Raw genomic sequence first — 25792 nt, 5'->3', positions numbered from 1 at the left:
AATATATGAAACTGCAATTAGAAAATCAGTTATTTTTTAAAGGGGTTAATGGGTATTTGTATGTGCTGAAATCCTTATTAAAAACATCTTGTACTAATTGGATAGTTTCATGATCATAAAAACTATCGTATGTTGGGAGCCGTGGGAATAAAGGATCAGTAATATCAGCATCTGCAAAATTCCCTTTAAAAATCGCCCTGTCCTTCTGATGATGCCATGATTTGGTTAGTATATGTAAAGGGGAAGTTTTTAGTTGATATATTTGTTCGAGGCGAATAATTTCAGTAGAGAAATTTTCAAGGTAGATATACTTTGTAACAAACTCCTCCTCACCTGGTTCATACTGCTGCATTAAATGTGGATCTACTTGTTCTAAATCCATCATTTGTGCTTTTAAGTAGTAGAGAAAGATTTTAAATGAAATAGGTTTATTACAAAATTCATTACCATAATAAAAGTTCCGAATAGGATTCCATGCTGGGTTTTCTATGTAAGGGGGAGCGATTAATGAGAAGAATGAACTTACAGCTCTTGTATACGGGTTTCTTACTAACTTATAGGTATCTTTTTCTTTTGAATATAAAGCTGCAGCTAATTCAATAAAGTAGTCCGAGGAGTTTTTATATATTTCATTTTCATAATTATGGATGAAAGAATCGTATTTTATGGCTTGTTTAAATAAATTTATTTGATAAAAAAACCAATGTGCAAGAGAAGTACAGCCACTTTTTTGACTCCAAAATAAAATTAAAGGGAAGTTGGAATTAAAGAGGGGAACGCGTCCGTATTTAATCATATTTGCAAAAGACATAGTTATCCTCCACTTAGTTATGTCAATTATGTTTAGTGTATGAATAGAGAACTTGGCATATGAACAAGAGAAGAGAAGTAGAATAGATAGTTTAAAACAATATAAATTTAAAATGAAAGCGTTAGTTTTTACAAGAATCTTTACACCTATAAACAAACATAGCAGGCACCTGACTGGATTGCCCGCTATGTTCATACACTGCACGGAGGAGTGCCTTCCGTTTTGAAAGAGCGAAGCCCAGGGAGAGAGCGCTCAGATGTAGTATGTGTAATGAAAAAAAGATTATTCGTAAATGAGAATGAAAAATTATTTTATAAGGACTGGCATTCGTTTAGTTTCAAATCTTTCAAAGTCTATAGGACAATATGCAAACGTTGCTATAGGTTCTAAAGTCTCGTTTGTAAAAAAAGTGTGGTTTATTACTTCACCAGAAGAAGAATAAAAAGTGATTTTGGTTTTTGATATAGGAGGTAGCGTTATTACCAGTGGTTTACTTGTCATACTGATCAGCTCCTAAACTAGTTGGTTCTATATGAACGTAATATGTATTCAATAAATGTATATGAATTCATTTTATAAAGTTAGCACTTAGTGAATTGAGAAATTTAACAAAATAGTTATTTGAATTAGTTTTATCTATAAAAAAAGAGCTATATTAAGACTCTTTTTAAAAAGGTTTATTAATCATTTGTTTTCTAACCAAAACAAAAAATGTACCTGCAACAACACAGGTTGCATAGATTTTGCCACTTATGCCACCAAAAAATTCAAGTCCGAAAGGTAGTAAAAAAGTAGCAATTCCTACTATGTAAGCAAATATGCCGAATAATTTAGCTAGTTTATTTTTATCACCAATAAAAGTAGCATCTTGGTATCCAGCAATAAGAAATAATTATTTTTTAATATGAATCAGATAACCCATTATTACAATGATTAGACCAACAAGTGTGCAAACTACAAATCCACTCATTATATTCACCTACCTTATTTAAATTTTACCATATTTAGGTTGGTATAGTTATTGTATTAAACAAAAACATGCACAAAAATTGTGCATGTATAATAAAAAGCTATGTCTTGTCTATGTATATATATGTTTGGTTTATATGAATCGTGAGTCTGTTTGAACAAAAGGGTTATTTATTTCAAATATAAAGAGCGCCTTTTAGGGCGCTTCATGATCAAGACTAATATTGAAAAAGAATACCGCATTATATTTTATGTATGTTCTTACAAAGTGTGCAGTTTAAAAAATCTTTCTTTAGCACAACGAAGCAGCTAGTTAATAAAACTAACTGCTTGTTGTACAAAAGAAACGCTCCGCTTACAGAAATAGTTTGTAACTTTAAGTTACAAAAATAGTATGAACAGGGTTAAAAATGTTATTCAGAAATGAAAGGGAACAAAATAAAAAAGAGCACCATGCATCAGTGCTCTTTAAGATAGGAGGTAACACTTTGAGCTGGATAGTTAGGTTAAAAGTATATGGCGTAGAAGAGAAATAAGACCTGAAATTTATAATTAACTTAATACAAAAAAGCAGTTAACAATCGTTAACTGCTCCGTCCTCAGAGAAAGAGGAAAAGAACATTACAGAGGTCACTGTCAATTCAAGCTGTATCAGCCCATTTATAGTATTGGACATAATTTAGAATTTTATTCGGACAGACAAACTCAAAAAAGGCAGCTAGCAAAAGCTAACTGCTCCAATTATGGAATATGGATCGAAATGGGTTGTCTACAGTATTGACGTAATATTGAGTTTTATTCGTGAAGAACTACGTTTAACTTAATGCATAGCCAACAATCAAAGTTATTGTTAAAAACACTGATAATAACAATGTTAGTAGAACTGTCACTATGCTTCTAAGCATTGCTATCCAATTATTTACCTTAGAGAATCCTATAATACCAGCAAAAAAGTTCCTATTGAAAAAATGAGTACAAAAAATAAAGGATGAAAATAAACGATATTTATAAAAGATGCATTCATTTCAGGTGTACATACTTCAAGATATAGTTGTAGTTGTTTCAAAATCTGTTTCATATCGATGTGTATGTATTCCGATTGTTTCTTAATTGCACTATTTTTAAAGTATTCTGGGTTTGAATTTTTCATATATACATTTGTATTTAGTTTTAAACGAGAAATATAGTATGTACCTCGTTGATCCATTTGATCTAAGTCTTCCAATGAAAAATAACCCAAATCACGAATACATAAATCCTCTGGTCGTAAGGTATCTAAGCACTCCGTACCAAATGTTTTATCATTATTTTTCCCTGGCCCAACTTGAAAGTTAAGAAATTCCCCGCTATGCAGATCATATTCTAATTGAATTTTGATTCCAGCTGTTTGGGCACATCCTCCAGATCCTGGATATACATTCTCTAAAGCACTCGGCACTTGAAATACGGTGGCATCTAGAATACGAATTCGTTTGAAATAAGAGAAGAGATGGTTAGAAATTTTCGTTTGTTCACATACTTTTTTTGTAATAGTAAAGAAAAAATATGTTGTAACAACAAAACTGCTTTAGCATTTAAACGTTTATTTAAACCCTCAGGGCTAAGTAAAGTACCGGTAGCTGCATGAAGCCTACTACATAATCGGACTAATGGATCACTTGCCACCCGTTGACTAATCCAGATACAAATAGCAGCTAAGTCTGATCCAGAAAACTTACGTTTTCGCTTTATAAATCCGAGTTCTCTAGCAAGTTCTTCTAAAAATATAGGAGTAACATATCGTTGTAATTCTTCCGCAAATGGTTGTAGTTCATCTTGAATTGATAGATTCATAAAAAAAACACCATCCCTTCTGTATATTTCTACAAAAATGATAGCGTATTTTTCCACTTTGGGATATTTTTTGTTAGCTTGATAGCGAAGTGGCAGTCTCTCTATAAAAGATTCCTTGGAAAACTTAGACTTTTTATAAAAGTAATCCCTCAGTTCCAAGAGAAGCTCACCATTCTCAATTTTAGTTAGAAACATTTCTCACAAATAACGCACCAGTTAGTTGAACAAACAATCATCTTATCAAATTCTATCTCAATAGAAATTCAATTAATAATTTACATGAATTTTCACATGCCAAAAGCTTAAACCTTTTTTGGTCTTCAATAGTTTTATTATCTGCTTGGTCGGATACAGACTTCACACATAGGAATGGTATTTTATTAACATAAGAAACGTATGAAAAAGATGCTATCTCTTGGTCAACAGCAATAGCATTATGAGTACTACTTAATGATGATCTCAAAACATCTTCTCTAATACGCTGATCTCCCGATATAAACATCCCGTTGTTGATTTTATGTTCACTAGTATTGATAGCAAAATTAAGAAAATCACTAAATATAGAATTATCGCCATCAATAATCGATGTTCTACCAGTATACAGGTCCCACACATCATCGCCTTTTCCAGCATTCGTAACGTCATGTTGGAGCATTTGTCTTGCAATGACAATTTCGCCACCCTTTATGCTATCTGACAAACTTCCACAAATTCCTGTCATATATATTTCATCAGGACGAAACTCTGATATAAGTAATTGTGTACAACTAGAACAGTTTGTTTTTCCAACACCACTTATAACAGATATAATCTCTAAATTGTTAATACTATGATAATGGAATTCCCATGCGGCAATTTTACGAACTTTTCTACTCGGGTATTCTTCGTGTAAATAATTCAGTTCAGGTTGCCAAGCTGCAATTATTCCAATTCTTTTCATTTTCATCCTCTCCTCACCTAAATTATACCAAAAAATTCTTGTTTTAATATATAATTTAATCGGAATTTTAAAATAATTTAAGTCATCGATATATTAAATGCAAAAGGTAGGTAATTATATGATTCGTGAAGCTGAACCAAAGGACAGTAATGTAATTGAAAATCTATATAAAAAATTAGCACCACATAGCAAAAATATTAAAGTTTTACCAGAAAGAATTGAGCAGATAAGGGATGATTCTAATAATTTTTTGTTTGTCTATGAGGAAAGTGGTAACGTCAAAGGAAGTATATTTATGACGTTTTGCCTTGATCCTGGATATCAATTTAGACCATATACTGTTTTAGAGTATGTGATTGTAAATGAAGATTTTCGAGGTAATGGGATAGGGGAAAAGTTATTGAAACATGTAGAAGAGATATCAATTACAAGGGGATCCACAAGAATTATCTTATTAAGTAGTGCAACTAGAATAAAAGCACATAAATTCTTCACTAAAAATGGATACAATGGAACCATAAGTAAGGGTTTCAAGAAGTATATACCAATTAATTAAATTTTATTTATAGGTGTTTTTTCTTAGAGTGTTTAGAAAGAATAACATTTTTTTATACTTAGGGGTAGTGAAAATTCTTAAGTTGATGGGCATGGAGTAGATATAGCATTTTAAATATATTAGTTCTTCAAGGTGGAGGATAAGTAGTCAGGTAAAAAAAGAGCAGCTAGCAAAAGCTAACTGCTCTCCAGAAAAGCATTAAGAAGGAAGTTCAGAACTCAAGTGCATTTATAGTATTAACGGAATATTGAGTTTTATTCAGGAAGGGAGAAGGAAATGGATAAATTTAGGATGTTCCAACTTGGCTTTGGTCTGCAACATCAGAATCGAATGTATTTGTTGCACTAACGCCGTTAAATGTATTGAGAACAAAAGCAACATTTGATGCACCTGAACCATTATAAGCTTTTGTATTTTCCTTTGGAGAAACGTTATAGAAATCACCTAAGTTGAAAGAACCGTTACTATTTTGTACAACCATATTTCCAACAACAGATGGCATAATTTTCACCTTCTTTTCTAGAAGTTATTTAAATTAGTATATGGTGTATGCGTCTAGTGGTTCATTTGAGTTAGAAAATTTGAAGAGATATTTGTTGAAAACTTAAAGAAATAATCATTTTGTTTGGGTATATTTCAATTTGTAATTTTAAGGTTGTTGCATTTTCTTTATTTTTTTAGTTCCTAGAATACAACTAATAATTGCAATCAAAGCACTTGAGGAAATAGAATTTACTGTCCAATAAATTCCAGTTCCAGTAATTAAGTCGATAATTAAAAATTTCTTAATTGATGAACCTTTTATTATATGAAAAACAAATTGATTGTTTCTGTTACCCAATACTGTCACGTCCTTTATCTTTTTTTATAAAAGCATATGAAAAGATATACTTCTTCTATTCTTCTTGTCTCATGAAAATTGATAAAGGATCAAAAAAAGAGCAGCTAGCAAAAGCTAACTGCTCAGGTAATGGAGAAAGATACCCATGTCATCTATAGTATTGACGGAATATTTGGTTTTATTCAAGCGTTAAAAAAAGCCAGGATTTCTCCCAGCAAGTCATAGGATATTCGTCTATAAACGAATTTACTTATATTGTAACGTAATATCTAACTGTATGAGATGTTAATATTATTAAGTTTTTAACAAGATAATTACATTTATTAACTAATGTTTAAGTCAGTTTTAAACAAAATAATCCTTTTATAAGTAAGTGGATCGAACGGAGGGGAACCATATCGTATGAATCAACCTTCTAGGCATGTAAATGAAAAGGAAATACGGCCTTTCGTGATAGAAGAGTTACAAGAATACCGCGTGTTAAAAGTAAAGTTTAAAAATATTGAAGAGCAAGCGGCGTTCAGAGGTGAATTATTATTTCCAGAGCTTAGAAAATGTACGGAAGACGAAATCAGATATAGACAATTAAAGCGCGCGTTTGAAGAAGCACTTGATGAGGACGAGCAACAAATACTCAAAATGAAATATATGAGTCGTAAAGAATTAAATGATGAATACATTTATACGGTGCTTGGGATGAAGAGAGGTAAGTATTATAGAAAGAGGAAATCTGGTGTTTTACAATTCGCAAAAGCGCTTAGTATGACATAAGAATGGAACTTTTCGGGTACCATTTAGGGCACTGTTTTGGGCACTAAATTAGGTACCTTTTTACATTGGAATCGGCGATACGATATTCCTACAGTTATTTGTTCTTTGAAAAGAGCATAACGTGGGGATAACGTATCTATGCGCTCATAACCAATGATCATAGCCCCTCTATCAAAACGTTACTCGGTCGGAATGGACGGAGAATACAAAGACGAAAAGACCAATTATATGTATATATTCAGCCGCGGTGCGTGAGTGTCGTGGCTTTTGTGTTTCTTATTGAGCTCAGTAAATTTGCTGGGTTGATTGGTGATACAAAATGTTTTTTCTTAAAATAGCCAAAAAACAGTAACACTTCATATTTTTATATTATAATGTTTTTGTAATATAGTTTTATAGGGAGTTGTTTTTTATGACAAGAGGTATGTACAAAAGGAATAAACATTTTATGAAAGGTACTGTTGCGCTTGTAATAGCAACGATAGGCGCTGTGCTGTCAAATGCTTATAGGGATATAGAGAAAATAAAAGAATTCCTTACTTTAATCTTTCAGCAAGGAATAACTGTAGTTATTGCTTTAATAGCGATAACAGTTGCATGTATTTCGTATCAAAGTAGCCAAAAAAGACTCGAGAACAAAGAGGTCTATTTGAATTATTTAGCTTTGATGTTTATGATGATAATTTTTATGCTAGCAGGTTCTATATTTCAATATTTACAGGTAACAAATAAAATTTATTTATTAGTCTTTGTTCTGTATTCATTATTGGGATTACTCTTAATTACCACTGCGTTGCTAGAAACTTATAGAATTATTAGGAAAACATTCGAATAGAGGATAAGAAAAAAGCGCTCATAGAGGTGCTTTTTCTTTTGCACAAAACAAACGAACATAATGAATAGAAAAAGCAAGAATCAAATGATTCCTGCTAAGGTAAAAAATTTAATAATTGAACGATAGAGATAATAAACTCTGGTGAAATATTAATCTCGAATTTAGTGTTCATATAAAAATTCCTCTCTTTATTCAGTGCTTACATGGGTATATACAAACAAAACGCAATTTCGTAACAAAAAAAGAACAAAAATATATATAGTTAATAAGGTGAAGTTTATGTAGAAAATAACGGTGATTAGGTGGTGAAAATGGCGGTTTTAAGCCAATATATAAAATTATGAATATGACCGAAATATCGTAAGTTATGAAAACCATTGATACCAATGCATTTCCTTAGTTGACAGTTTACATAAATAAGATTCTTTTGAGGTGACTTTGTGGGAGTTCATATAAATAAAATAAAAACTCACTTTAAACATTTCTTATAGCTAAGAATACTTATGTAAATAGGGGGAACAGATTTGATTCTTGGAATGAGGGGATAGATGTGGATATAACGCAAAGTATGGCAAGAATAGTTGTTAATGGGATAGATCTTCCATTTACTTCAGTTAGGACAACTGTGATTAATGGACCTGCAAATGATTTAATTGTTATGACTAGGCAAAGAGTAAATGAGCTTTATCGTTTTATGTGGTCACGGGTGCCAGTCATGCTAACGATGTATTTTATTTAGGGGGCGGACATAATGAGATTTGCTAGGGTTGCAGGAGTTGATGAAAGTATAACTGAAGAATATATATATATCATTTTATTTGGTGATAAGAAAACCTTTAAGTAGCCTAACGACTGGTTTTTATTTTATAAAGAAAAAAGCCCTATCCAGTGCTAGATGATTTTCTTCATGCCACAATTACGGCATTCTCTTAAGAAGATGAAATTATTATTAGCAGTCAATATGAATATTCATTTTGGGAAATGACTTATACATTAGAGCAGTGGTCAGTGAATAAAGAAGCGAAAAAGGTAATAGGATAGTGAAAAGAGGATTTGATATACATATGTATGGTCAATACCTCTTTTATAATCTTTTGTAAAGTTATTGTAAATCTCAAATACAATACGTTACTAATATTGTATAATTCGAATGTAATGTATTTGTGATATATAAGGAGGGCTATGTATGATAATTTCTTTTAACTTACAGCAAAGTCATGTCATTAATATGTTAGTCGGATAAGCGGTATTTGCTATTCTTTTAAATAATTAGATTATGAGATAATACTTTAGTTTTTTTGTGATCAAGAAAAATGAAGAAAGGAAGTAATCATTTTATGGAAAAATTAAAGTTGTTAACATTTGAAAATATAGTAGAACCTCTTTTTAACGAAAGCGTATCATTTATATATTTTCCTATTGAATGGCTCGATATTGTAGAGATACATTATAAGACATTTTTATTAACGAGTAAGTTGAAACGATTGAATGAAAGATTATATGATATGTTTTCTGATATATTATTTATTCAGCATAATCCATATGTATTAAATGAAAATACACCATGGATTGTATGTAAAGAACCTATTAGAAAAGAACAACTTGATTATATTTTTCAAAGTTGGTATGAGATTATTCATGATTGGAAACCTAATAAATTAATAGAATCGCCAAAATATGAATGGCATTACGATTTAATTTCTAATTTAACAGTACTACATGATAAGGAAGTATATTCTAAATGGGTGCCCGCTTTAATTTCACATATTTTTTGTGAACGTCCTGTACAATTAGAAAATATAAATGAAGAAGATATATATTTTTCTCCTCTTAGATCACAAAATATTTGTGAGGCGATGTCAGAGCCTATTAAAGATGAAAAAACACAAGACTATTTCGCCTATGTATTTCGGTTCGAATATATAACGCGCGGAGGAGAGAACATTCCATTATTAAATGTTTCAATAGGAATTCGGAGGTTTTATCAAGAATATAACCATCCAGACATTCCTTTGCTATTAAGACGAAAACGGGGCATGATATTAATTTCTACTCCAGAATTTGCATCGAATAATAAGAAATTACGATTTGTAAAACTAAAAGTTCAGCAGGCTACAAACGGTATCAAATGGATTAAGATATTTAGAAATTTAAAAGATGATTTTTGTATAGGTGGAGAAGTTGAATTAGATCATATTCTTCAATATCCGAAAGATTATATGCTGGGAGAAAATCTTAGGGTGTTGCTTCCATACAATGAAAGAATATATAAAGTTCAAGGTACTAAAATAAAACCTGGTATAAAAGTAGAGGAGAGAGAGTATTTATTTAAAGGGTTTCAGCAAAAATTTTCTTATTTCACATTACTACCAGAATGTAAAAAACTAGCAAAAAATAATGGGAATGAAGTATTCCCTTTAATTGCACCAAAAGGATTAGAGACTATAACGCTAGAAATATGGTCTGAAAAAATATCGCTGGAAGTAGAACAAGCGTTATTTGAAAGTGAAATGGTGTTAGCTCAAATTAGTGAGTCATCATATATATTAAATGCAGATTCGCCAGTGTTGTTAAAAATAGTAAGATGTAATATTGAAAAGGTATTGCAAAATCCATATAAAATGCAATATTGCCAGAAGTATAAAACGAATTTAGTAGAGGATGTTATGAAAGCGGTTTATGCTACTGCAGGTGAGCGTAATGATGCGACATTGGCGTTAATTGCAATGAAAAATTGTGATGGACGTGAAAAAATTGATCCAAAGCAAATTGTTAGAGAAGGATTTGCACGAACAAACCGTATTTCAGCATTTATTAATTTATTTATAGGTCAAAGTGTATCTCGTAAAACGATTATAAATGGTATTTTGAGTTTATTAGAACAAAAAGGATTTTTAAAACGTAGTTGGAATAAGATAAATTTACCTTGTACATATGTTAATTTATCAATTGAACGAATCTCGAAATTTGATTTCTTACCCATTTTTTCAAAAATAAAAGGAAAAGAAATTTCATATAAATTATATGGGAATACAGAGTGGCAAACGATTGATCGTTTATTATTAAATGTAGATAAACATAACACCTTTTTGCCGCAGCCTTCAAAAAGAAATGATATGGGCATTCAATTTAAACAATTTGTTTCTGAAACATTAACGGAAGTTTTACAACCTGCAAAAGAGCAAAATGAGCAAGTATACTTCATTATAGATGCGAATGTAAGAAAACATTGGATAAAAGAGTTACAAAATGAAAAAATTGATATAGATACTTTCCCTGACATTGTTCCAGATGTGCTAAAGGTTCCAAACTTAAATGCTGTAAGAATAAATACATCTTTTGATGTACCAAAATACGGTGTGATAGAATGTGATGACGTACTAGATAGTACGAGTTTATATATAGATCAAAAGGGAATGTATTATAGCACTGGTGAGTATCTGTGTAATGATAATGAAACATTGCATCGATATATACTTGAAATATTACCTCTAGGTGTAAAAGCTGTTGAAAGGAACTATATTGCTAAAATGGTACATTACATGTGCTGTAATTCAAGTATGCTTTTGGAAAAGAATATACACATGCCATATTCTATGCATATGGCGAAAGTAATAAAGAGCTATATGACTGATATAGATGCAAGAGAGTTTAAAGAGTTTGATGATGAATTGGATGTAGATATTATAAAAATAGAAAAGAAAGATTCAATTATTCTACTGTAAATAATAATAAACAAATCCTGCTTATTATATCAATCAGGATTTGTCATTTTTTCATGTAAATAAGGATATCTTTTGTCATGTATCTTCTCTTTTATATATTTACTTTATTTCCATACAGGATTAAGATGTTTTTTAGAAATAAAAAACTATATCATTTGGAAAAGCAATATGAATGAATTCAAAAGAAATTGGAAAGGAATGAGGAATTGTGAAGAAATTAGATGTGCTATTCATGCTATTGAGCGGCCTCTTTCCAGTTGCAGGAATTATGAAACAAATCCCACTAGAACAATCTTTATATATTGGAGGCCTTTTATTTTTCACCAGTTTCGGTAGTTATTTTGCGAAAAAAATATATTCACGTATATGTAGCTGGATAGCATATGCGCCATTTATTACACTATTGTTAGTTATTTGGCATCAAGATATTTCAACAAGTTCAATCATAGCGAATGCGAAAATCGCTGCTTGTATTGCTTTAATCCCATGTTTATTCCGTTTTCGTACATATGGGCTTACTTTCGGTTTATTCGCATTATGGGCCGCTTTACTATGGGATATTAAAGAAGTGCAATCGTTAGTCATACTTGAACGTATGTCGAGTTTAATGACAAGTAATTTCAAATATCTTATGCTTTTAGTTGGTGGACTTATATTAGGTGGATTAATTGCTATGTTATTACACCGTAAAGAAGAGGATTATAAAGAAAATATAACTTTATTTCAACAAAAAAAGAAACGTAAAAAGCAATCATTTAAGATTCCGATCCCAAGATTACCGAAATTTAAGTTAAAATTATTTAAGTTTGGTGGAAAAGTATCGAAACAAAAAACGCCTGAAGAAATACGTGAGCATAATTACGAAGAACCAACTGCAGTTGCAACATATGAAATGGCAGAGCAAATACCTCAATATAAAGAAGAGACTGCTCAAGGACAAACGAGGATGGAACGTCGTAGAAATCGGTATAATGCATAATGAGGTTAAAAGCCCCTTAATGATTAATCAATTTTAAGAAAAATCATTAAGGGGTTTTTATGTTATTAAAAATAGATTGCTAAGGTGAAATTTATAGCATACTCTAAAGTTGAGGGCTTAAATAAAATAATAGGAGGACAAAATGCTTATTATTACATATGTTTCTGTCTGTATATTATTTTTAGTTAGCTTTTTACATGTTTATTGGGCTTTTGGAGGTAAGTGGGCGACAAATAGTGTCATTCCAACAAAAGCTGGAGAAAAGGTATTTACACCAGGTACAGGGATGACTTTGTTCATTGCGTTATTACTAAGTATGGCCGCAATAATTTTATTACAACAAACAAATATTGTTCATTTCGCATTTCCTAATATTATTGTTCAAATGGGATCCTGGGTTTGTATGGTTGTTTTTTTGATAAGAGTAATAGGTGAATTTCATTATTTTGGTATCTTTAAACGAAAAAAAGATACGCGTTTTGCTAGAATGGATACTGTTTTATTTATACCACTTTGTGCATTTCTATCTTTATCATTTTTACTCGCAATTATAATGTGAACAAAAAATAGTATCAGCTTTTTTCATATTAAATATAAACGTAAATTGGCAAGTGTAAAAGTGTAAAATCTAGTATTAAATAAAAAGGATGTAAGCGCCTTTTTATCGAATTATAGATTATTATGAAAGGCGGGTGCACGATGAAGTATGTAAAAGTCAGTATGAATGGCGGAAGTGAACATAAATTTTCGATGACTTTAGAACGGTTTGAAGAACTTATTACGACAGAGGATGGACTATTAGAAAATAAATTAGTTAGTATTGAAAATGTAATGATTAATCCTACTAATATATCTTCTGTAGTTGAAAAAATTGGTGTACCGGCTAAGTTTATGGAAGCTTAAAAAACGGTACATAAAAAAACATCCACGGGGGATGTTTTTTTATGTATAAATATGTTAATTGTACAATGAATTTATGAGGAGAATTTATAGTGATACTTCGTACATGCACAAAAAATAAGTACAAGCATATATTAGATAGTGGGACAAGACCTTCGTGTCCTACTTAATACTCAGAAAAACCTCTATCACATGAGAGCATCTGATTGCAGGGTGCTCTTTTTTTATCCCACTTTATCCGAATCTTTAACTTTTAATTTTAAACATATCTTTGATGCTCATAAATATTAAAAATAAAATAATAGCAAAAATTAAGTTAGATAAATAGAAATCTTGATGAAATATTAATTCAAAGATGACATCAAAAACATATAAAAAGGCGATAGTAGGTAATATACAAATAAATATAAATCTCCAATTTTTTAGATAATGTTTATAATTAGGAAATACTTTCTCCATAAACATAGCTCCTATATTTTTTATTTTCTATATAATTATACATTTAAATAAAAAGATTTACAAAAGGTTATTTAGCAATCTTTCTAATACATGATTTGGCTAAAAAACTTTTAAAGAGTAACACTTAAATGATACACTATAATCTACGTTATTTTTGAAATGAATAGAGGGGTTTACATGATAGATAAAATTAAAAATGCTGTAGAAGATATGCACGAAGATGAAGCAAAACATTTACTTCAAAGTATTCTAATCCAATTAAATTTATTAAAAGAAAACTATAGTGAAGATACTATTAAAAATTTGATGGATATTCCTAAGCAACTAACGAGTAATACATCTTATAAAAGAAATGTAAAAGAAGTCTCACACGTACATATTGCATTTGATGATTCAACAGCTGGATGTTTAAAGCATATGCTTGGTCAAGAAGAACGATTGGAAGAGATGGTTGTTGCTTTTTCTGAATTCTTTTCAATTGGGCCGATAAATAAGTTACATATGAATGAAGGGCAACTAGCAAGAAAAGAGTGGTTAGTAAATAACTTAACTTCTTATGATTGTTATTTTGAAGAAGAGTATTTACCAAGATTTAAGGAAACTTTAGAAGTTTTACATTCAATTCCGAATGAAACACCAATTACCATTTGGAAGGCAGATAACGCACATGAACATGTAGGTCTATGTTTTGTAATGGCGCAATTAAAAGATAAGAAAAATATTCGCGTTATGAATACATCTGAAGCAAGTAAAGAAATATTAAAACTAGAGTATGTTATTCGTGGAACAGGAGAGTTACCACCTGAAAGTTTAGCTCTAATTCAAAAAAGTTTTGTAAAATTGCCGTATTTAACTGTAGAGAATCGTATGCAGTTTGAACATGAGTGGGATAGTCTATCGAAAAGTACGGAATTTTTAAGAATTTGGACAGACAATGAAGTGCGTTCTGTACAAGAAAATTATTTTGATCAATTTATTATTGAATGTGCGAAAAGTATAGGTGCTGATCAAGAATTCCGAAAAGCTCCTAGAGTAATTGGTGAAGCACTTGGTCTTGTAGAGCAATCAGTTGGCGATACGTTTTTAGAATATCGCTTAAAGGAATTAATTAAACAAGAAGTATTTGAATTTGAAGGTTCATTAGATGAAATGCGTTTCTATAGTGTGAAATTAAGAAAATAATACATCTATTCCGTTTATGAAGAAGCTCGTATTTTTAAAATACGAGCTTTATTTTTTGTTGAATTTAGGCTATACATAAGCTTCCCAGAGATGGCATATCACATATGAATGGTAAAGGAAATGAATGAAAAGAAGGTGATTTATTAATATGTATAACCAACAAAATTATCCATATGATCAAGCGATGTATTATAATCCACAAAACTACGGGTATGAACCTACAAATGAAGTGAGAGATATTGAACAAGAAGATTACAGACCAGATGATGCGGAAGATGCCCCAACGTCACCACCTCCGTCACAAGCGCCGTCGTTACCGTCTACATTTGCTTCTCCTGCACAACCAGGTAATATGAAATCCTGGATGTGTAACTGTCTAGGAAGATGGGGCTATTTACGCTTACATCGTCCTGGTCCTTTCGGAAGGGATTTATGGTTCTTCCCGACTGAAGTGAGAAGAAATGGAGTATCAGGTTACACGTGGCAAGGTGGTCGTCGTCGTAAAGTAAGTTATCGCTATCAACAAATTAGTAATTTTATGTGCTTCGCATAAAGAGAAGTGAGGGAGTGAAACGATTTTACTTTCTCACTTTTTATTTTTCAATATACGAAGTAAGATTTTGATTAAAAATTTACAATTTTCGCGTTTTTATTAGAGTATAATGCATATGTTGGGTTGGTTTTCAACAACAAATGAGAGTGAGGGAATACAATGTCAATGAAAAATAAAGTTGGGTTAAGCATAGAGGATGGCATTAATTTAGCTTCAGCTCAGTTTAAAGAAGATGCGTATGAAATTTATAAAGAATCGAGAAAAAAACAACCAATATTATTTGTAAACCAAGTTGAAATCGGTAAAGAATGGCTCATTACTAGATATGAAGATGCTCTGCCACTTTTAAAAGATAATCGTTTAAAAAAAGATTGGACAAATGTGTTTTCTCAAGATACAAAGAACATGTATCTTTCTGTTGATAATAGTGATCACTTGACAACACATATGCTAAATTCAGATCCACCTAACCACAGTCGTTTACGATCTTTAGTTCAAAAAGCTTTTACACCGAAAATGATTGCACAATTAGACGGAAGAATTCAGAGAATAGCAGATGATTTGATAAGTGATATAGAGCGAAAAGGTACATTAAATCTTGTGGATGATTATTCATTTCCATTACCAATTATTGTGATAAGTGAGATGCTCGGTATTCCGAAAGAAGATCAAGCGAAATTTAGAATTTGGTCTCATGCTGTTATTGCATCACCAGAAACACCTGAAGAAATAAAAGAAACTGAAAAACAACTATCTGAGTTTATTACATATCTTCAATATTTAGTTGATGTGAAACGAAAAGAGCCAAAAGAAGACTTGGTGAGTGCTTTAATACTTGCAGAGAGTGAAGGGCATAAACTTAGCGCCCGAGAACTATATTCGATGATCATGTTACTAATTGTAGCGGGACACGAAACAACGGTAAATTTAATAACAAATACAGTATTAGCACTTCTTGAAAATCCAAATCAATTACAGTTATTAAAAGATAATCCAAAACTAATTGATTCGGCTATTGAGGAAGGATTGCGTTATTATTCTCCAGTTGAGGTTACAACTGCAAGATGGGCAGCAGAACCTTTTCAAATTCACCATCAAACAATACAGAAAGGAGATATGGTTATTATCGCATTGGCTTCAGCGAACCGTGATGAAACAGTATTTGAAAATCCAGAAATATTTGATATTACACGGGAGAACAACCGTCACATTGCCTTTGGCCATGGTAGTCATTTCTGCTTAGGAGCTCCACTTGCGAGGTTAGAAGCAAAGATCGCTATTACTACTTTGTTCAAACGAATGCCTGAACTACAAATAAAAGGCGATCGTAAAGACATTAAATGGCAAGGTAACTATTTAATGCGTTCTTTAGAGGAATTGCCTTTAACTTTCTAGAATAGTTAAAGGGAGACATGCATACATTGAAAATGTTTTACATAGAGTATGTATGTGTTATTTAAATTCGAAACGGAAGGGTGAAAACATCCCAATGATCAACTAATTCTATTTATAAGAGATCTTCGTTAAAAAACGAAATATTCTTCTGAATAGGATTAGTCTGTACATTTATAGAAAAGGGATGTATTTCGCTCTGCGAATATATAGTCTTTTTATATGATTTGTGCTGCTTCCTGTTCAGAACATGAAATAGGAGGCTTTTTTATGTCGACAAATGTAGTAACGAAACAAAACAATGGGGTATCACAAGTATTAAAAAATCGGTTTGTTCAAGTGATTTTAGCATCAGCATTATTTTTACAAATTGGAATATGGGTTCGGAACTTTGCGGTATTACTTTACGTAATGGAAATGACAAAAGGTGATGCTTTTGCTATTTCGATGATTTCAGTGGCGGAGTTTGCTCCAATTTTCATCTTTTCCTTTATTGGTGGAACGTTTGCTGATAGGTGGAAGCCGAAGAGGACTATGATATGGTGTGAGACTTTAAGTTCTTTATCAGTATTTGCAGTATTAATTACTCTAATGTTTGGAACGTGGAAAATCGTGTTTTTTGTCACACTTATTTCTGCAATCCTTTCGCAATTTTCTCAGCCATCTGGCATGAAATTGTTTAAACAGCATTTATCGGCAGAACAAATTCAATTAGCAATGTCTATTTATCAAACAATATTTGCGATATTTATGGTGTTAGGACCGATTCTTGGAACATTTATTTTTCATAGTTTTGGAATTTATATTTCAATCATTATTACAGGTATCGCTTTTTTACTTGCAGCAGCTGTGTTGTTATTTCTTCCGAAAGATCTTGAGAATGATAATGAGAAGAAAGAAATCACTATATTACAGGAAATGCTTGATGGTATTAAATATGTGAAAAAGAAAAAAGCATTAACTTTGCTAGGGCTTTGTTTTATGGCAGCAGGACTAGGAATTGGTTTAATTCAGCCGTTAGGTATTTTTATTGTAACTGATCAGTTAGGATTATCAAAAGAGAGTTTACAATGGTTACTAACAGTAAATGGTGCAGGAATGATTGTTGGCGGTGCTTTAGCGATGGTGTTTGCAAAAAACGTTGCGCCGCAAAAGATGTTAATTATCGGTATGCTTGGTCAGGCAATCGGCATCGGTATTATAGGTTATTCCACCAATTTATGGGTAACACTCACAGCACAACTTTTTAGCGGTTTAGCTCTTCCTTGTATTCAAATAGGTATTAATACGCTCATTATTCAAAATAGTGATACTGATTTTATTGGTCGTGTAAATGGCATTTTAAGTCCGCTATTCACCGGTTCAATGGTAGTAACAATGAGTATTGCTGGTTCATTAAAAGAAATGTTCTCATTAAGTACGATGTACGAAGGCACAGCTTTACTATTTATAATTGGATTATTATTTATTTTACCTATATACAATTTAAAGCCAGTAATAGCGGTAGAAAGTGAAATAAACGGTAAAGGAAGTGCTGTGCAACATGAATCCTAATCCAAATGTTAAACATCCCATTGAAGGAAATAAAAATGTTCACTTTATAAAAAATACAATAACGAAAGCTAATATACTCGCCGGTGACTATTCATATTATGATGCGAAAGATGGAGAAACATTTGAAGAGCGTGTAGTACATCATTATGAATTTCTTGGAGATCGCCTTATCATTGGAAAGTTTTGTTGTATTGCAAATGGAGTTACCTTTATTATGAACGGAGCGAATCATCGGATGGATGGATTTTCGGCATACCCATTTAATATATTTGGAAATGGGTGGGAGAAGCATACACCTAATTTGTCTGATCTACCTTACAAAGGGGATACAGTTGTAGGGAATGACGTTTGGATTGGTATGGATGCAACCATTATGCCTGGAATCAAAATAGGAGATGGTGCAATCATTGCAGCTAAATCTGTTGTGACTAGAGACGTTGCACCATATACAATTGTTGGTGGAAACCCCGCAAATAAAATAAAGGAACGATTTACAAATACAATAATAGAGGAATTACTGCAAATTCAATGGTGGCATTTTGATATTGAAAAAATAACTGAAAATATAGATGCTATTGTACAAGGGGATATAGAGCCATTAAGAAAGCTAAAAATGGAATAAAAAATGCATAACAAAGAGTATCATACCTCCGAATTTTGTTAATGATAATAGAACGAGGAGGTGTGATACTATGGCACAAGACGTTTTATGTGAAGTAAACAATTGTAAATTTTGGGCTAACGGTAATAAATGTAGCGCAGACGCAATTTATGTAGTAAGTCATAAAGGAAAACAAGCATCGACTACAGAAGAAACAGATTGCAAAACTTTCGATCCGGAAGTATAAATTTTTAAGGGTAACCAAATCGTGGTTGCCCTTTTATTAATTATAGTATTGATAATAAATCTCATTTTCATTCATTGTTTTTAACTTTTCTTGTTATTTTTCATATTTTCTTCATAAGTGATGTAATCCAGAGCAATTCATGTTCAATACGCGATTTACTAAATTCAATGACTTCTGTAATAAAAGATGAACTAGCATCTAAAGATTGAATAGCAGTAAGCTGTTTATGTAGTACGTTTTGGCGTATTGTTAAAATTTCTTTTCTAGCTTCATAATCAAGTTTTTCAAATAGCGCGATACGAACAAGAAATTCTGCATTATTTGTCGCGAGTTTTTCGGGAAACTCGCGTAACATTTCAGAAAAAATTTCTTCTCCTGCTTCAGTAATGTCATACATATTTCGGTTTGGTTTTCCGACTTGTGTATGTACCTTTTTCGTTATAGCCCCCATATTCTCAAAACGTCGAAGAGAAGGATAAAGCATATTATGATTTAATTCAAAATTCTCTCCTAACCGATTTTGGATATTTTTCTTTATTTCATACCCATATTTTGGCCCTGACGTCAATTCTGCGAGCAATAAAATATCGACATACATAAAAATCCCCCTTATTTATTTCTCAAGTTCTCCTACGAAAAATCCCCTTTAGTATATGTTAAAATAACATATGTTAGATTATACAACTTTGAATTACCGACCTATCACTTTTATTGTAAAAGAAAAGGGAGGAAAGGACTATGGCTTCGCCTGAAAATGTGATTTTAGTTCATGAAATTTCAAAGCTGAAAACGAAAGAGGAATTGTGGAATCCGTATGAGTGGTATCAATTTATGAGGGATAATCACCCCGTACATTATGATGAAGAGCAAGATGTTTGGAATGTATTTTTGTATGAGGACGTAAATCGTGTTTTATCAGACTATCGCCTGTTTTCAAGTAGAAGGGAGCGAAGACAATTCTCAATCCCTCCTTTAGAGACTCGAATCAATATTAATTCTACTGATCCACCAGAACATCGCAATGTACGTTCTATCGTTTCTAAAGCATTTACTCCAAGGAGTTTAGAACAATGGAAACCTCGAATACAGGCTATCGCAAATGAACTTGTACAACATATTGGAAAATATAGTGAAGTTAATATCGTTGAAGAGTTTGCTGCTCCTTTACCTGTTACTGTTATATCCGATTTGTTAGGAGTGCCAACAACTGACCGCAAAAAAATTAAAGCATGGTCTGATATTTTATTTATGCCGTATAGTAAAGAAAAGTTTAATGATCTGGATGTAGAAAAGGGGATAGCACTAAATGAATTTAAAGCATATCTTCTACCAATCGTTCAGGAAAAGAGATACCATTTAACCGATGATATTATCTCAGATTTAATACGAGCTGAATATGAAGGCGAAAGATTAACTGATGAAGAAATTGTTACTTTTTCATTGGGTTTATTAGCGGCTGGTAATGAAACAACTACAAATTTAATTATTAATAGTTTTTACTGTTTCTTAGTGGATTCACCAGGAACATATAAAGAATTAAGAGAAGAACCTACATTAATTTCAAAAGCAATTGAGGAAGTATTACGCTATCGTTTTCCCATTACATTAGCTAGGAGAATTACAGAGGATACAAATATATTTGGCCCTTTAATGAAAAAGGATCAAATGGTGGTTGCGTGGGTAAGTGCAGCAAATTTAGATGAGAAAAAGTTTTCACAAGCCTCTAAATTTAATATACACCGAATAGGAAATGAAAAGCATTTAACATTTGGTAAAGGTCCTCACTTTTGCTTAGGGGCACCACTTGCACGTTTAGAAGCTGAGATTGCATTAACTACCTTTATAAATGCTTTTGAAAAGATAGCATTATCTCCATCGTTCAATTTAGAACAATGTATATTGGAAAATGAACAAACTTTGAAATTCTTACCTATCTACTTAAAAACTCAATAAACTGTTCAGCAAGGTACAAATTTACTGTACCTTGTTCTTTTATTTCTCAATTGTGAAATTTTAGTTGGTTATTTAGTATGGAAGTGTGTGAATAAGAGTAGAGGAGGATGCTTATGTTAACGTGTAATGGAAGTAAGACGTTCCAAACATTTATTAAAGCTGTAACGGATTTAATAAATAGTAATTTGTTAGAAGATCAAATGGTTTGTGGGATTGAAAAATTATTAGAAGAACTTTTAGAAAAGAAAACATGGCTTCCGTTAGAAAAACAGAAGGCGAATTCGGCTCAATATGCACGACACTTATTATATGAAGATCCTTTAAATCGTTTTGAAGTATTAGCTCTTGTATGGAAAGATGGACAATCGACTCCTTTGCATGATCATGATGGCACATGGGGAGTAGAAGGTGTATTTACAGGGAGAATAATGGTGCAGAACTTTATACAAACTAAGCAGCTTGAAAATTCACTTGTTTATTTAACTCATACAGGAAATCTTTATTTGGGAGAAGGAGAAACAGATAAAGTCATTCCACCAGCTGATTGTCACATTCTTGAAATAGATGACAATGAAAGCGTTGTCACAATTCATGTTTACGGAAAACGTTTAGAAAAGTTTAAAGTATACGTTCCAACTAAAGAAAAGAATGTATACACATGTGAGACAAAATATATTCGTTATAATTCATAGTTTAAAGTCCAAAGCCCTTGCTTTGGATTTTATTTATAATTATTTCTTGACCTGAAACGCTTTTCATAAATTATAAATAAAGAGTGCTTTACGAGAGGGGTATGAAAACGATACCTTTCATTTAATATGAGCTCGTGTATATATAGAAAGTGGTGAAGAAATAATGAAATTAATCGCAATTGATTTAGATGGAACTCTTCTTTCGGGGAACAAAATGATTAGTAACGAGAATGCAGAAGCAATTCGAAAATGTCAGGAAGCTGGTCATGTTGTAGCAATTTGTACAGGTCGTTCTATCATCGATATTGAACGATTGTTGTTAGAAGTTAATTTGGAGTGTCCAATTATTGCCGAAAATGGTGCGCTTATATATAATGATAAAAAAATGATGAAGAGATATCCAATTCAAAATATGCAGGCACTCGAGATTGTGAATTATCTTGAAGAAAACGGATTATATTATCAGCTTTATACTAATAAAGGTGTGTACGTACCGGAATATGGAGTAGAGAGTGTACGCAATGAAATCGATTATGTGAAACATTCAAATGAAAATATCGATTTGAAAGAGTTGGAAACGATCGCAGCATTATACCTTGAACATACAGCATTTCTTAGTGCAGAAAGTTGTAAACCAATTGTAGAAACAGATATACATGTGCATAAGCTTTTACCATTTTCTTATGACATGGAAAAATTAAAAAAGTTAAAAGAAACGTTTCTGCATAATACTGATTTAGCAATTACATCTTCATATTGGCATAATTTAGAGATTAATCATCGAGACGCTCAAAAAGGAAATGGACTATATACTTTAGCGGAACATCTAAATATTCCAGTTGAAAATACTGTAGCGATAGGTGATGGGTTAAACGATGTATCCATGATGGAAAAAGCAAATCTATCAATTGCAATGGGGAACGCAGTCGAAGAAATAAAAGCGATGTGTCAATATGAAACTTTGACTAATGAAGAACATGGTGTTGCACATGCTTTATATAAATATGTAATGTAATATAAAAAGAAAAAAAGAATCTAAATAGATTCTTTTTTTCTTTTTATTAGGGGTAAGGTATTCTATGAGATTCATAGAAGCCTTATTACATTTTATTATATAGAATATATTGGAATAAATGTTTATATTTTTCATAGTAATTGTGAAAAATTTATGAACTTTATATTTAATGCATTTTTATAATACAACTAATACGTATGAATTCATGTCAAAACTTAACAAATGTAAGGAGCTAAGGAGAGTTTGTGCAACATAAAAGATCATGATTGGCACAGCTAATAATTAATCGTTGATGAAAAAACTTACTAATTAGAGTTTCAATTTTGTACGGATATATTTTTTGTTTTTAATTGAAAAATAAAATTTGTTCGAATAATTATTCTTCAGCTATATACCTACAGGCACATTCTTCGTATAATGGAGAAGTATGAATTTTAAATTTGTATGAATTTTACATATTGAGGTGAAAAAGGAATGAATGCGCGGCTAATGGAACTTATTGATGTGAGTACAATAGAAACCATGGCAGAACAATTTTATCAATTAACCAACATATCACATCAACTTCTTGATGCTGAAAAAGAATGTATATTTTCATTTGGAATAAATGAAAAGAAAATATGTAAACTTCCCAAACTTGAAATCCCCATTTTTTTATACAATCAATATTTAGGATCTTTTGTTGTATGGTCTCAGAAAAGCGAAATTTTCAATTGCCAAAAATACTTTGAAATGCTTTCAAATTTAATTATAGATGGAGTAATGAAAGGATTTCAAAATAAAAATACGACGTTACTTACTCGAAAAGAGGAGGAACTACATACAATCTTACAAAACATGCCTGTTATGGTTGATGCACTTGATTATAATGGAGATTTTGTTTTGTGGAATCGCGAATGTGAAATTGTGACAGGCTATACTGCGGAAGAGGTAATTGGAAATCCAAACGCACTTCGATTACTGTATCCGGATCATGATTATCGTCACGAGATACAAAAGAAATTTTTGACTCGTGGAAAGAACTTTAGAGACTGGGAAATGCGTTTAACTTGTAAAAATGGTGAAATTAAAACGATAATGTGGTCCAATATATCAGAACAGTTTCCTGTAAGTGGATTTAGTTATTGGGCTGTTGGTGTGGATATTACACATTTAAAAGCAATAGAAGAGAAATTAAAACAACAAACGTCTGAGTTAGAATTAATTTTTCAGGCTTTACCAGATTTATGTTTCTTAACGGAAGATGATGGAACAATTATTGATTATAAAGCAGGATCCCCTACAAAATTTTACGTACCCGCAGAAGCTTTTATGGGAAAAAAGTTTTACGAAGTATTACCATCTACAGTAGCAAAAAAATTTCAAGAAGCAATTTGTCAAGTGAAAGAAAAAGGGACAAATGTAATTGTGGAATATCCACTTACAATTAATGAAAGTATCAATTTCTTCGAAGCTAGATGTTTACCGTTATTGCATGATAAAATTATGATTATTGTACGTGATATTACAGAGCGGAAAAAGACAGAAGAATTGCTAAATAAATCAGATACACTTGCAGCAATCGGTCAATTAGCAGCTGGTGTTGCTCATGAAGTTAGGAATCCATTAACAGTCATTAAAGGCTTTATACAGCTATTTCAAATTAATAAAGAAGATCAAGAAAAATATTTTGATCTAATGCTTTCTGAAATTGAAAGAATAGAAGCGATTCTTCAAGAATTTTTATCGATTGCTAAAACAGATGAACTAAGCACGGAAAAGAAAAATCTTTATCAAATATTTAAAAATGTCGTTTCGTTAATAAATACAAAAGCAATTATGACAAATATTCAAGTTGAATTATATGCAGATTCCAAAGATATAATCATTGAATGCTCAGAAAATCAACTGAAACAAGTATTTATTAACATTTTGCAAAATTCAATCGAAGCTATGCCAGATGGTGGGAGAATTTCAATTCACATAAAAGAAATAGGCAAAGATGGTATCATTATTAATGTAATTGATAAAGGAATAGGAATACCTGAAGAACGAATTAAAAGATTAGGTGAACCTTTTTATAGTACAAAAGAAAAAGGTACCGGTATTGGATTGATGTTAAGTTATAAAATTATTGAAAGTCATCAAGGGAATATAAGTATTATGAGTGAGGTTGGCGTCGGAACAACAGTAACGATTTACTTGCCAAAATTTCAGAGTAAAAAGCCTTTATCAAATTATGATGATAGATTTGAATCGATACGTCCAATTATTAACTCTTAAATTTATTAAATACCCAATAACCAAAAGCTAAGCTTTTGGTTATTGGGTATTTTTGTATTTAATTTAGAAAACTTTACCTTTTCTTTAGATTTGCTTTAATTTCTATTAAGTTTTTATCAATATATTAGTATTTGTGCAAAGTAATGTATAGAAAATGTGCATTACTTTTAATATATAGATTCAATTATTAATAGAAATACAGTAAGGAGGAGATTATGACAAGGTGAAAAAACAAGAGAAAAAAAGCGGTAGAGCAGTACCGATGCGGTTAAACATTTTATTCTCATGTGTATTTATATTGTTTTCTGCCATGATTATACAATTAGGTAAAGTACAAATTATCGATGGTGAGACGTATAAAAATGAAGTGGAGAAGAGAGAAAATGCAACCGTAAGCCTTTCTGTGCCGCGGGGAAAAATATTTGACCGAGAAGGGAATCCAGTAGTTGATAATAAGTCTTTACGTACAATTACATATACAAAGATGAAAGGTGTAAAATCAGAAGAAATATTAAAAACAGCAAGACAACTTGCAGACATAATTGAAATACCACAAGAAGATATAGACAAGCTAACTGAGACGGATAAGAAAGATTTTTGGATGCAATTAAATCCGAAACTAACTGAAAAATTAGTATCTAAAAAAGAAATAAATAAGTTCAGAGATAAAGATATTACCGGAAAAAATTTAGATAAAAAAATTGAAGAGTTAAAAAGAAAAC

Annotated in this window: 25 protein-coding genes and 6 pseudogenes; 20 read left to right on the top strand and 11 right to left on the bottom strand. The window is 31.5% G+C overall.

The genetic code is table 11. The features are described 5' to 3' along the window. Positions 1–25: 25 nt before the first annotated feature. From MR083_RS01475 to mtnN, 6 genes and pseudogenes are all read right to left on the bottom strand, one after another. Complete coding sequence (locus MR083_RS01475) at positions 26–811, bottom strand: sulfotransferase family 2 domain-containing protein (RefSeq protein WP_242268293.1); 786 nt, start codon at positions 809–811, stop codon at positions 26–28. A gap of 306 nt (positions 812–1117) precedes the next feature. Next, positions 1118–1312: a hypothetical protein gene (locus MR083_RS01470; protein WP_242268292.1), complete on the bottom strand. Its 195-nt coding sequence runs from the start codon at positions 1310–1312 to the stop codon at positions 1118–1120. Positions 1313–1478: 166 nt separating this feature from the next. Beyond that, a pseudogene (locus MR083_RS01465) lies at positions 1479–1784 on the bottom strand (DUF3784 domain-containing protein). Positions 1785–2595: 811 nt separating this feature from the next. Beyond that, a pseudogene (locus MR083_RS01460) lies at positions 2596–2858 on the bottom strand (hypothetical protein). After that, positions 2832–3613, bottom strand: a pseudogene (locus MR083_RS01455) (IS4 family transposase); the annotation flags it as partial. The pseudogenes MR083_RS01460 and MR083_RS01455, both read right to left, overlap by 27 nt. 247 nt (positions 3614–3860) lie before the next feature. Further along, on the bottom strand, positions 3861–4553 hold the full coding sequence (mtnN, locus tag MR083_RS01450) for a 5'-methylthioadenosine/S-adenosylhomocysteine nucleosidase (protein WP_000821100.1): 693 nt from the start codon (positions 4551–4553) through the stop codon (positions 3861–3863). A gap of 118 nt (positions 4554–4671) precedes the next feature. Here mtnN and MR083_RS01445 point away from each other — a divergent pair, with 118 nt between their 5' ends. Next, on the top strand, positions 4672–5109 hold the full coding sequence (locus tag MR083_RS01445; protein WP_000617455.1) for a GNAT family N-acetyltransferase: 438 nt from the start codon (positions 4672–4674) through the stop codon (positions 5107–5109). A 286-nt stretch (positions 5110–5395) separates the two neighbouring features. Here MR083_RS01445 and MR083_RS01440 read toward each other — a convergent pair whose 3' ends face one another. Together MR083_RS01440 and MR083_RS01435 are read right to left on the bottom strand one after the other, a co-directional pair. Beyond that, positions 5396–5611, bottom strand: coding sequence for a spore germination protein (locus MR083_RS01440; protein ID WP_242268291.1), 216 nt, complete (start codon positions 5609–5611; stop codon positions 5396–5398). A gap of 147 nt (positions 5612–5758) precedes the next feature. Continuing rightward, entirely contained in the window at positions 5759–5950 is a 192-nt protein-coding gene (locus MR083_RS01435) for a hypothetical protein (RefSeq protein WP_000528279.1), read from the bottom strand. 402 nt (positions 5951–6352) lie between these two features. Between MR083_RS01435 and MR083_RS01430 the strand changes: the two genes are divergently transcribed. The 3 genes and pseudogenes from MR083_RS01430 (at position 6353) to MR083_RS01420 (ending at position 8381) form a co-directional block, all read left to right on the top strand. Further along, positions 6353–6721 carry an ArpU family phage packaging/lysis transcriptional regulator gene (locus MR083_RS01430; protein ID WP_242268289.1) on the top strand — a complete coding sequence of 123 codons (369 nt, stop codon included), beginning with the start codon at positions 6353–6355 and terminating at the stop codon, positions 6719–6721. Between the two features lie 412 nt (positions 6722–7133). Then, positions 7134–7556, top strand: a complete 423-nt coding sequence (locus MR083_RS01425; RefSeq protein ID WP_242268287.1) for a hypothetical protein — start codon at positions 7134–7136, stop codon at positions 7554–7556. A 568-nt stretch (positions 7557–8124) separates the two neighbouring features. Then, positions 8125–8381: pseudogene (locus MR083_RS01420) on the top strand (hypothetical protein). 66 nt (positions 8382–8447) lie between these two features. Here MR083_RS01420 and MR083_RS28315 read toward each other — a convergent pair. Further along, a complete protein-coding gene (locus MR083_RS28315) occupies positions 8448–8516 on the bottom strand; it encodes a DUF8096 family protein (protein WP_472926922.1) in 69 nt (22 codons plus the stop codon). Here MR083_RS28315 and MR083_RS01415 point away from each other — a divergent pair. The 5 genes and pseudogenes from MR083_RS01415 to MR083_RS01395 all read left to right on the top strand — a co-directional run. Continuing rightward, positions 8490–8597: pseudogene (locus MR083_RS01415) on the top strand (TenA family transcriptional regulator); the annotation flags it as partial. The gene MR083_RS28315 and the pseudogene MR083_RS01415 sit on opposite strands and share 27 nt — an antisense overlap. A gap of 296 nt (positions 8598–8893) precedes the next feature. Continuing rightward, the gene (locus tag MR083_RS01410; RefSeq protein WP_242268285.1) at positions 8894–11281 is read left to right on the top strand and encodes an RNaseH domain-containing protein; all 2388 of its coding nucleotides are present in this window, start codon (positions 8894–8896) and stop codon (positions 11279–11281) included. Positions 11282–11489: 208 nt separating this feature from the next. After that, a complete protein-coding gene (locus tag MR083_RS01405) occupies positions 11490–12260 on the top strand; it encodes a DUF3959 family protein (RefSeq protein WP_000732166.1) in 771 nt (256 codons plus the stop codon). Positions 12261–12402: 142 nt separating this feature from the next. Then, on the top strand, positions 12403–12819 hold the full coding sequence (locus MR083_RS01400) for a DUF3995 domain-containing protein (RefSeq protein ID WP_000905596.1): 417 nt from the start codon (positions 12403–12405) through the stop codon (positions 12817–12819). 140 nt (positions 12820–12959) lie between these two features. Further along, the gene (locus MR083_RS01395; RefSeq protein ID WP_000878373.1) at positions 12960–13163 is read left to right on the top strand and encodes a hypothetical protein; all 204 of its coding nucleotides are present in this window, start codon (positions 12960–12962) and stop codon (positions 13161–13163) included. 243 nt (positions 13164–13406) lie between these two features. Here MR083_RS01395 and MR083_RS01390 read toward each other — a convergent pair whose 3' ends face one another. Continuing rightward, positions 13407–13619, bottom strand: a complete 213-nt coding sequence (locus tag MR083_RS01390; RefSeq protein ID WP_000416565.1) for a hypothetical protein — start codon at positions 13617–13619, stop codon at positions 13407–13409. 177 nt (positions 13620–13796) lie between these two features. Here MR083_RS01390 and MR083_RS01385 point away from each other — a divergent pair, with 177 nt between their 5' ends. From MR083_RS01385 to MR083_RS01360, 6 genes are all read left to right on the top strand, one after another. After that, a complete protein-coding gene (locus MR083_RS01385; RefSeq protein ID WP_000565675.1) occupies positions 13797–14801 on the top strand; it encodes a DUF1835 domain-containing protein in 1005 nt (334 codons plus the stop codon). A 148-nt stretch (positions 14802–14949) separates the two neighbouring features. After that, positions 14950–15354 carry a hypothetical protein gene (locus MR083_RS01380; protein ID WP_000282687.1) on the top strand — a complete coding sequence of 135 codons (405 nt, stop codon included), beginning with the start codon at positions 14950–14952 and terminating at the stop codon, positions 15352–15354. A 159-nt stretch (positions 15355–15513) separates the two neighbouring features. Further along, positions 15514–16749 (top strand): cytochrome P450 family protein, encoded by a 1236-nt coding sequence (locus MR083_RS01375; protein WP_011040380.1) that lies wholly within the window; start codon positions 15514–15516, stop codon positions 16747–16749. Positions 16750–17016: 267 nt separating this feature from the next. Next, positions 17017–18300, top strand: coding sequence for an MFS transporter (locus MR083_RS01370; protein ID WP_000106409.1), 1284 nt, complete (start codon positions 17017–17019; stop codon positions 18298–18300). Continuing rightward, the gene (locus MR083_RS01365; RefSeq protein ID WP_001069212.1) at positions 18290–18922 is read left to right on the top strand and encodes a Vat family streptogramin A O-acetyltransferase; all 633 of its coding nucleotides are present in this window, start codon (positions 18290–18292) and stop codon (positions 18920–18922) included. Before MR083_RS01370 ends, MR083_RS01365 begins: the two co-directional genes overlap by 11 nt. 70 nt (positions 18923–18992) lie before the next feature. Next, a complete protein-coding gene (locus MR083_RS01360) occupies positions 18993–19148 on the top strand; it encodes a DUF1540 domain-containing protein (RefSeq protein ID WP_000046091.1) in 156 nt (51 codons plus the stop codon). Between the two features lie 100 nt (positions 19149–19248). On the opposite strand, the gene MR083_RS01355 is transcribed toward MR083_RS01360, so the two are convergent. After that, complete coding sequence (locus MR083_RS01355) at positions 19249–19746, bottom strand: PadR family transcriptional regulator (protein ID WP_000289105.1); 498 nt, start codon at positions 19744–19746, stop codon at positions 19249–19251. A gap of 140 nt (positions 19747–19886) precedes the next feature. Here MR083_RS01355 and MR083_RS01350 point away from each other — a divergent pair, with 140 nt between their 5' ends. From MR083_RS01350 to MR083_RS01330, 5 genes and pseudogenes are all read left to right on the top strand, one after another. Continuing rightward, positions 19887–21101 (top strand): cytochrome P450, encoded by a 1215-nt coding sequence (locus MR083_RS01350; protein ID WP_242268283.1) that lies wholly within the window; start codon positions 19887–19889, stop codon positions 21099–21101. A gap of 113 nt (positions 21102–21214) precedes the next feature. Continuing rightward, entirely contained in the window at positions 21215–21793 is a 579-nt protein-coding gene (locus tag MR083_RS01345; RefSeq protein ID WP_000954457.1) for a cysteine dioxygenase family protein, read from the top strand. A 163-nt stretch (positions 21794–21956) separates the two neighbouring features. Beyond that, positions 21957–22808 carry a Cof-type HAD-IIB family hydrolase gene (locus tag MR083_RS01340; protein ID WP_000766396.1) on the top strand — a complete coding sequence of 284 codons (852 nt, stop codon included), beginning with the start codon at positions 21957–21959 and terminating at the stop codon, positions 22806–22808. 474 nt (positions 22809–23282) lie between these two features. Then, positions 23283–25070 (top strand): ATP-binding protein, encoded by a 1788-nt coding sequence (locus tag MR083_RS01335; protein WP_046647136.1) that lies wholly within the window; start codon positions 23283–23285, stop codon positions 25068–25070. Positions 25071–25293: 223 nt separating this feature from the next. Beyond that, positions 25294–25792 (top strand): annotated as a pseudogene (locus MR083_RS01330) (penicillin-binding protein); the annotation flags it as partial.

The organism is Bacillus cereus group sp. BfR-BA-01408 (assembly GCF_022663305.1).
Classification (GTDB): domain Bacteria; phylum Bacillota; class Bacilli; order Bacillales; family Bacillaceae_G; genus Bacillus_A; species Bacillus_A pacificus.
Note: the sequence above shows the minus strand (reverse complement) of the source record. Positions and strands in the feature narration are given on the sequence as shown.

Excerpts from the sequence above, each read along its gene's own strand:
- MR083_RS01375 (WP_011040380.1), top strand. The coding sequence starts at position 15,514 with ATGTCAATGAAAAATAAAGTTGGGTTAAGCATAGAGGATGGCATTAAT.
- MR083_RS01335 (WP_046647136.1), top strand. The coding sequence starts at position 23,283 with ATGAATGCGCGGCTAATGGAACTTATTGATGTGAGTACAATAGAAACC.
- MR083_RS01400 (WP_000905596.1), top strand. The coding sequence starts at position 12,403 with ATGCTTATTATTACATATGTTTCTGTCTGTATATTATTTTTAGTTAGC.
- mtnN (WP_000821100.1), bottom strand. The coding sequence starts at position 4,553 with ATGAAAAGAATTGGAATAATTGCAGCTTGGCAACCTGAACTGAATTAT.
- MR083_RS01425 (WP_242268287.1), top strand. The coding sequence starts at position 7,134 with ATGACAAGAGGTATGTACAAAAGGAATAAACATTTTATGAAAGGTACT.
- MR083_RS01380 (WP_000282687.1), top strand. The coding sequence starts at position 14,950 with ATGTATAACCAACAAAATTATCCATATGATCAAGCGATGTATTATAAT.
- MR083_RS01395 (WP_000878373.1), top strand. The coding sequence starts at position 12,960 with ATGAAGTATGTAAAAGTCAGTATGAATGGCGGAAGTGAACATAAATTT.
- MR083_RS01345 (WP_000954457.1), top strand. The coding sequence starts at position 21,215 with ATGTTAACGTGTAATGGAAGTAAGACGTTCCAAACATTTATTAAAGCT.
- MR083_RS01470 (WP_242268292.1), bottom strand. The coding sequence starts at position 1,312 with ATGACAAGTAAACCACTGGTAATAACGCTACCTCCTATATCAAAAACC.
- MR083_RS01385 (WP_000565675.1), top strand. The coding sequence starts at position 13,797 with ATGATAGATAAAATTAAAAATGCTGTAGAAGATATGCACGAAGATGAA.
- MR083_RS01360 (WP_000046091.1), top strand. The coding sequence starts at position 18,993 with ATGGCACAAGACGTTTTATGTGAAGTAAACAATTGTAAATTTTGGGCT.
- MR083_RS01350 (WP_242268283.1), top strand. The coding sequence starts at position 19,887 with ATGGCTTCGCCTGAAAATGTGATTTTAGTTCATGAAATTTCAAAGCTG.
- MR083_RS01340 (WP_000766396.1), top strand. The coding sequence starts at position 21,957 with ATGAAATTAATCGCAATTGATTTAGATGGAACTCTTCTTTCGGGGAAC.
- MR083_RS01390 (WP_000416565.1), bottom strand. The coding sequence starts at position 13,619 with ATGGAGAAAGTATTTCCTAATTATAAACATTATCTAAAAAATTGGAGA.
- MR083_RS01440 (WP_242268291.1), bottom strand. The coding sequence starts at position 5,611 with ATGCCATCTGTTGTTGGAAATATGGTTGTACAAAATAGTAACGGTTCT.
- MR083_RS01370 (WP_000106409.1), top strand. The coding sequence starts at position 17,017 with ATGTCGACAAATGTAGTAACGAAACAAAACAATGGGGTATCACAAGTA.
- MR083_RS01355 (WP_000289105.1), bottom strand. The coding sequence starts at position 19,746 with ATGTATGTCGATATTTTATTGCTCGCAGAATTGACGTCAGGGCCAAAA.
- MR083_RS01445 (WP_000617455.1), top strand. The coding sequence starts at position 4,672 with ATGATTCGTGAAGCTGAACCAAAGGACAGTAATGTAATTGAAAATCTA.
- MR083_RS01430 (WP_242268289.1), top strand. The coding sequence starts at position 6,353 with ATGAATCAACCTTCTAGGCATGTAAATGAAAAGGAAATACGGCCTTTC.
- MR083_RS01365 (WP_001069212.1), top strand. The coding sequence starts at position 18,290 with ATGAATCCTAATCCAAATGTTAAACATCCCATTGAAGGAAATAAAAAT.
- MR083_RS01475 (WP_242268293.1), bottom strand. The coding sequence starts at position 811 with ATGTCTTTTGCAAATATGATTAAATACGGACGCGTTCCCCTCTTTAAT.
- MR083_RS01410 (WP_242268285.1), top strand. The coding sequence starts at position 8,894 with ATGGAAAAATTAAAGTTGTTAACATTTGAAAATATAGTAGAACCTCTT.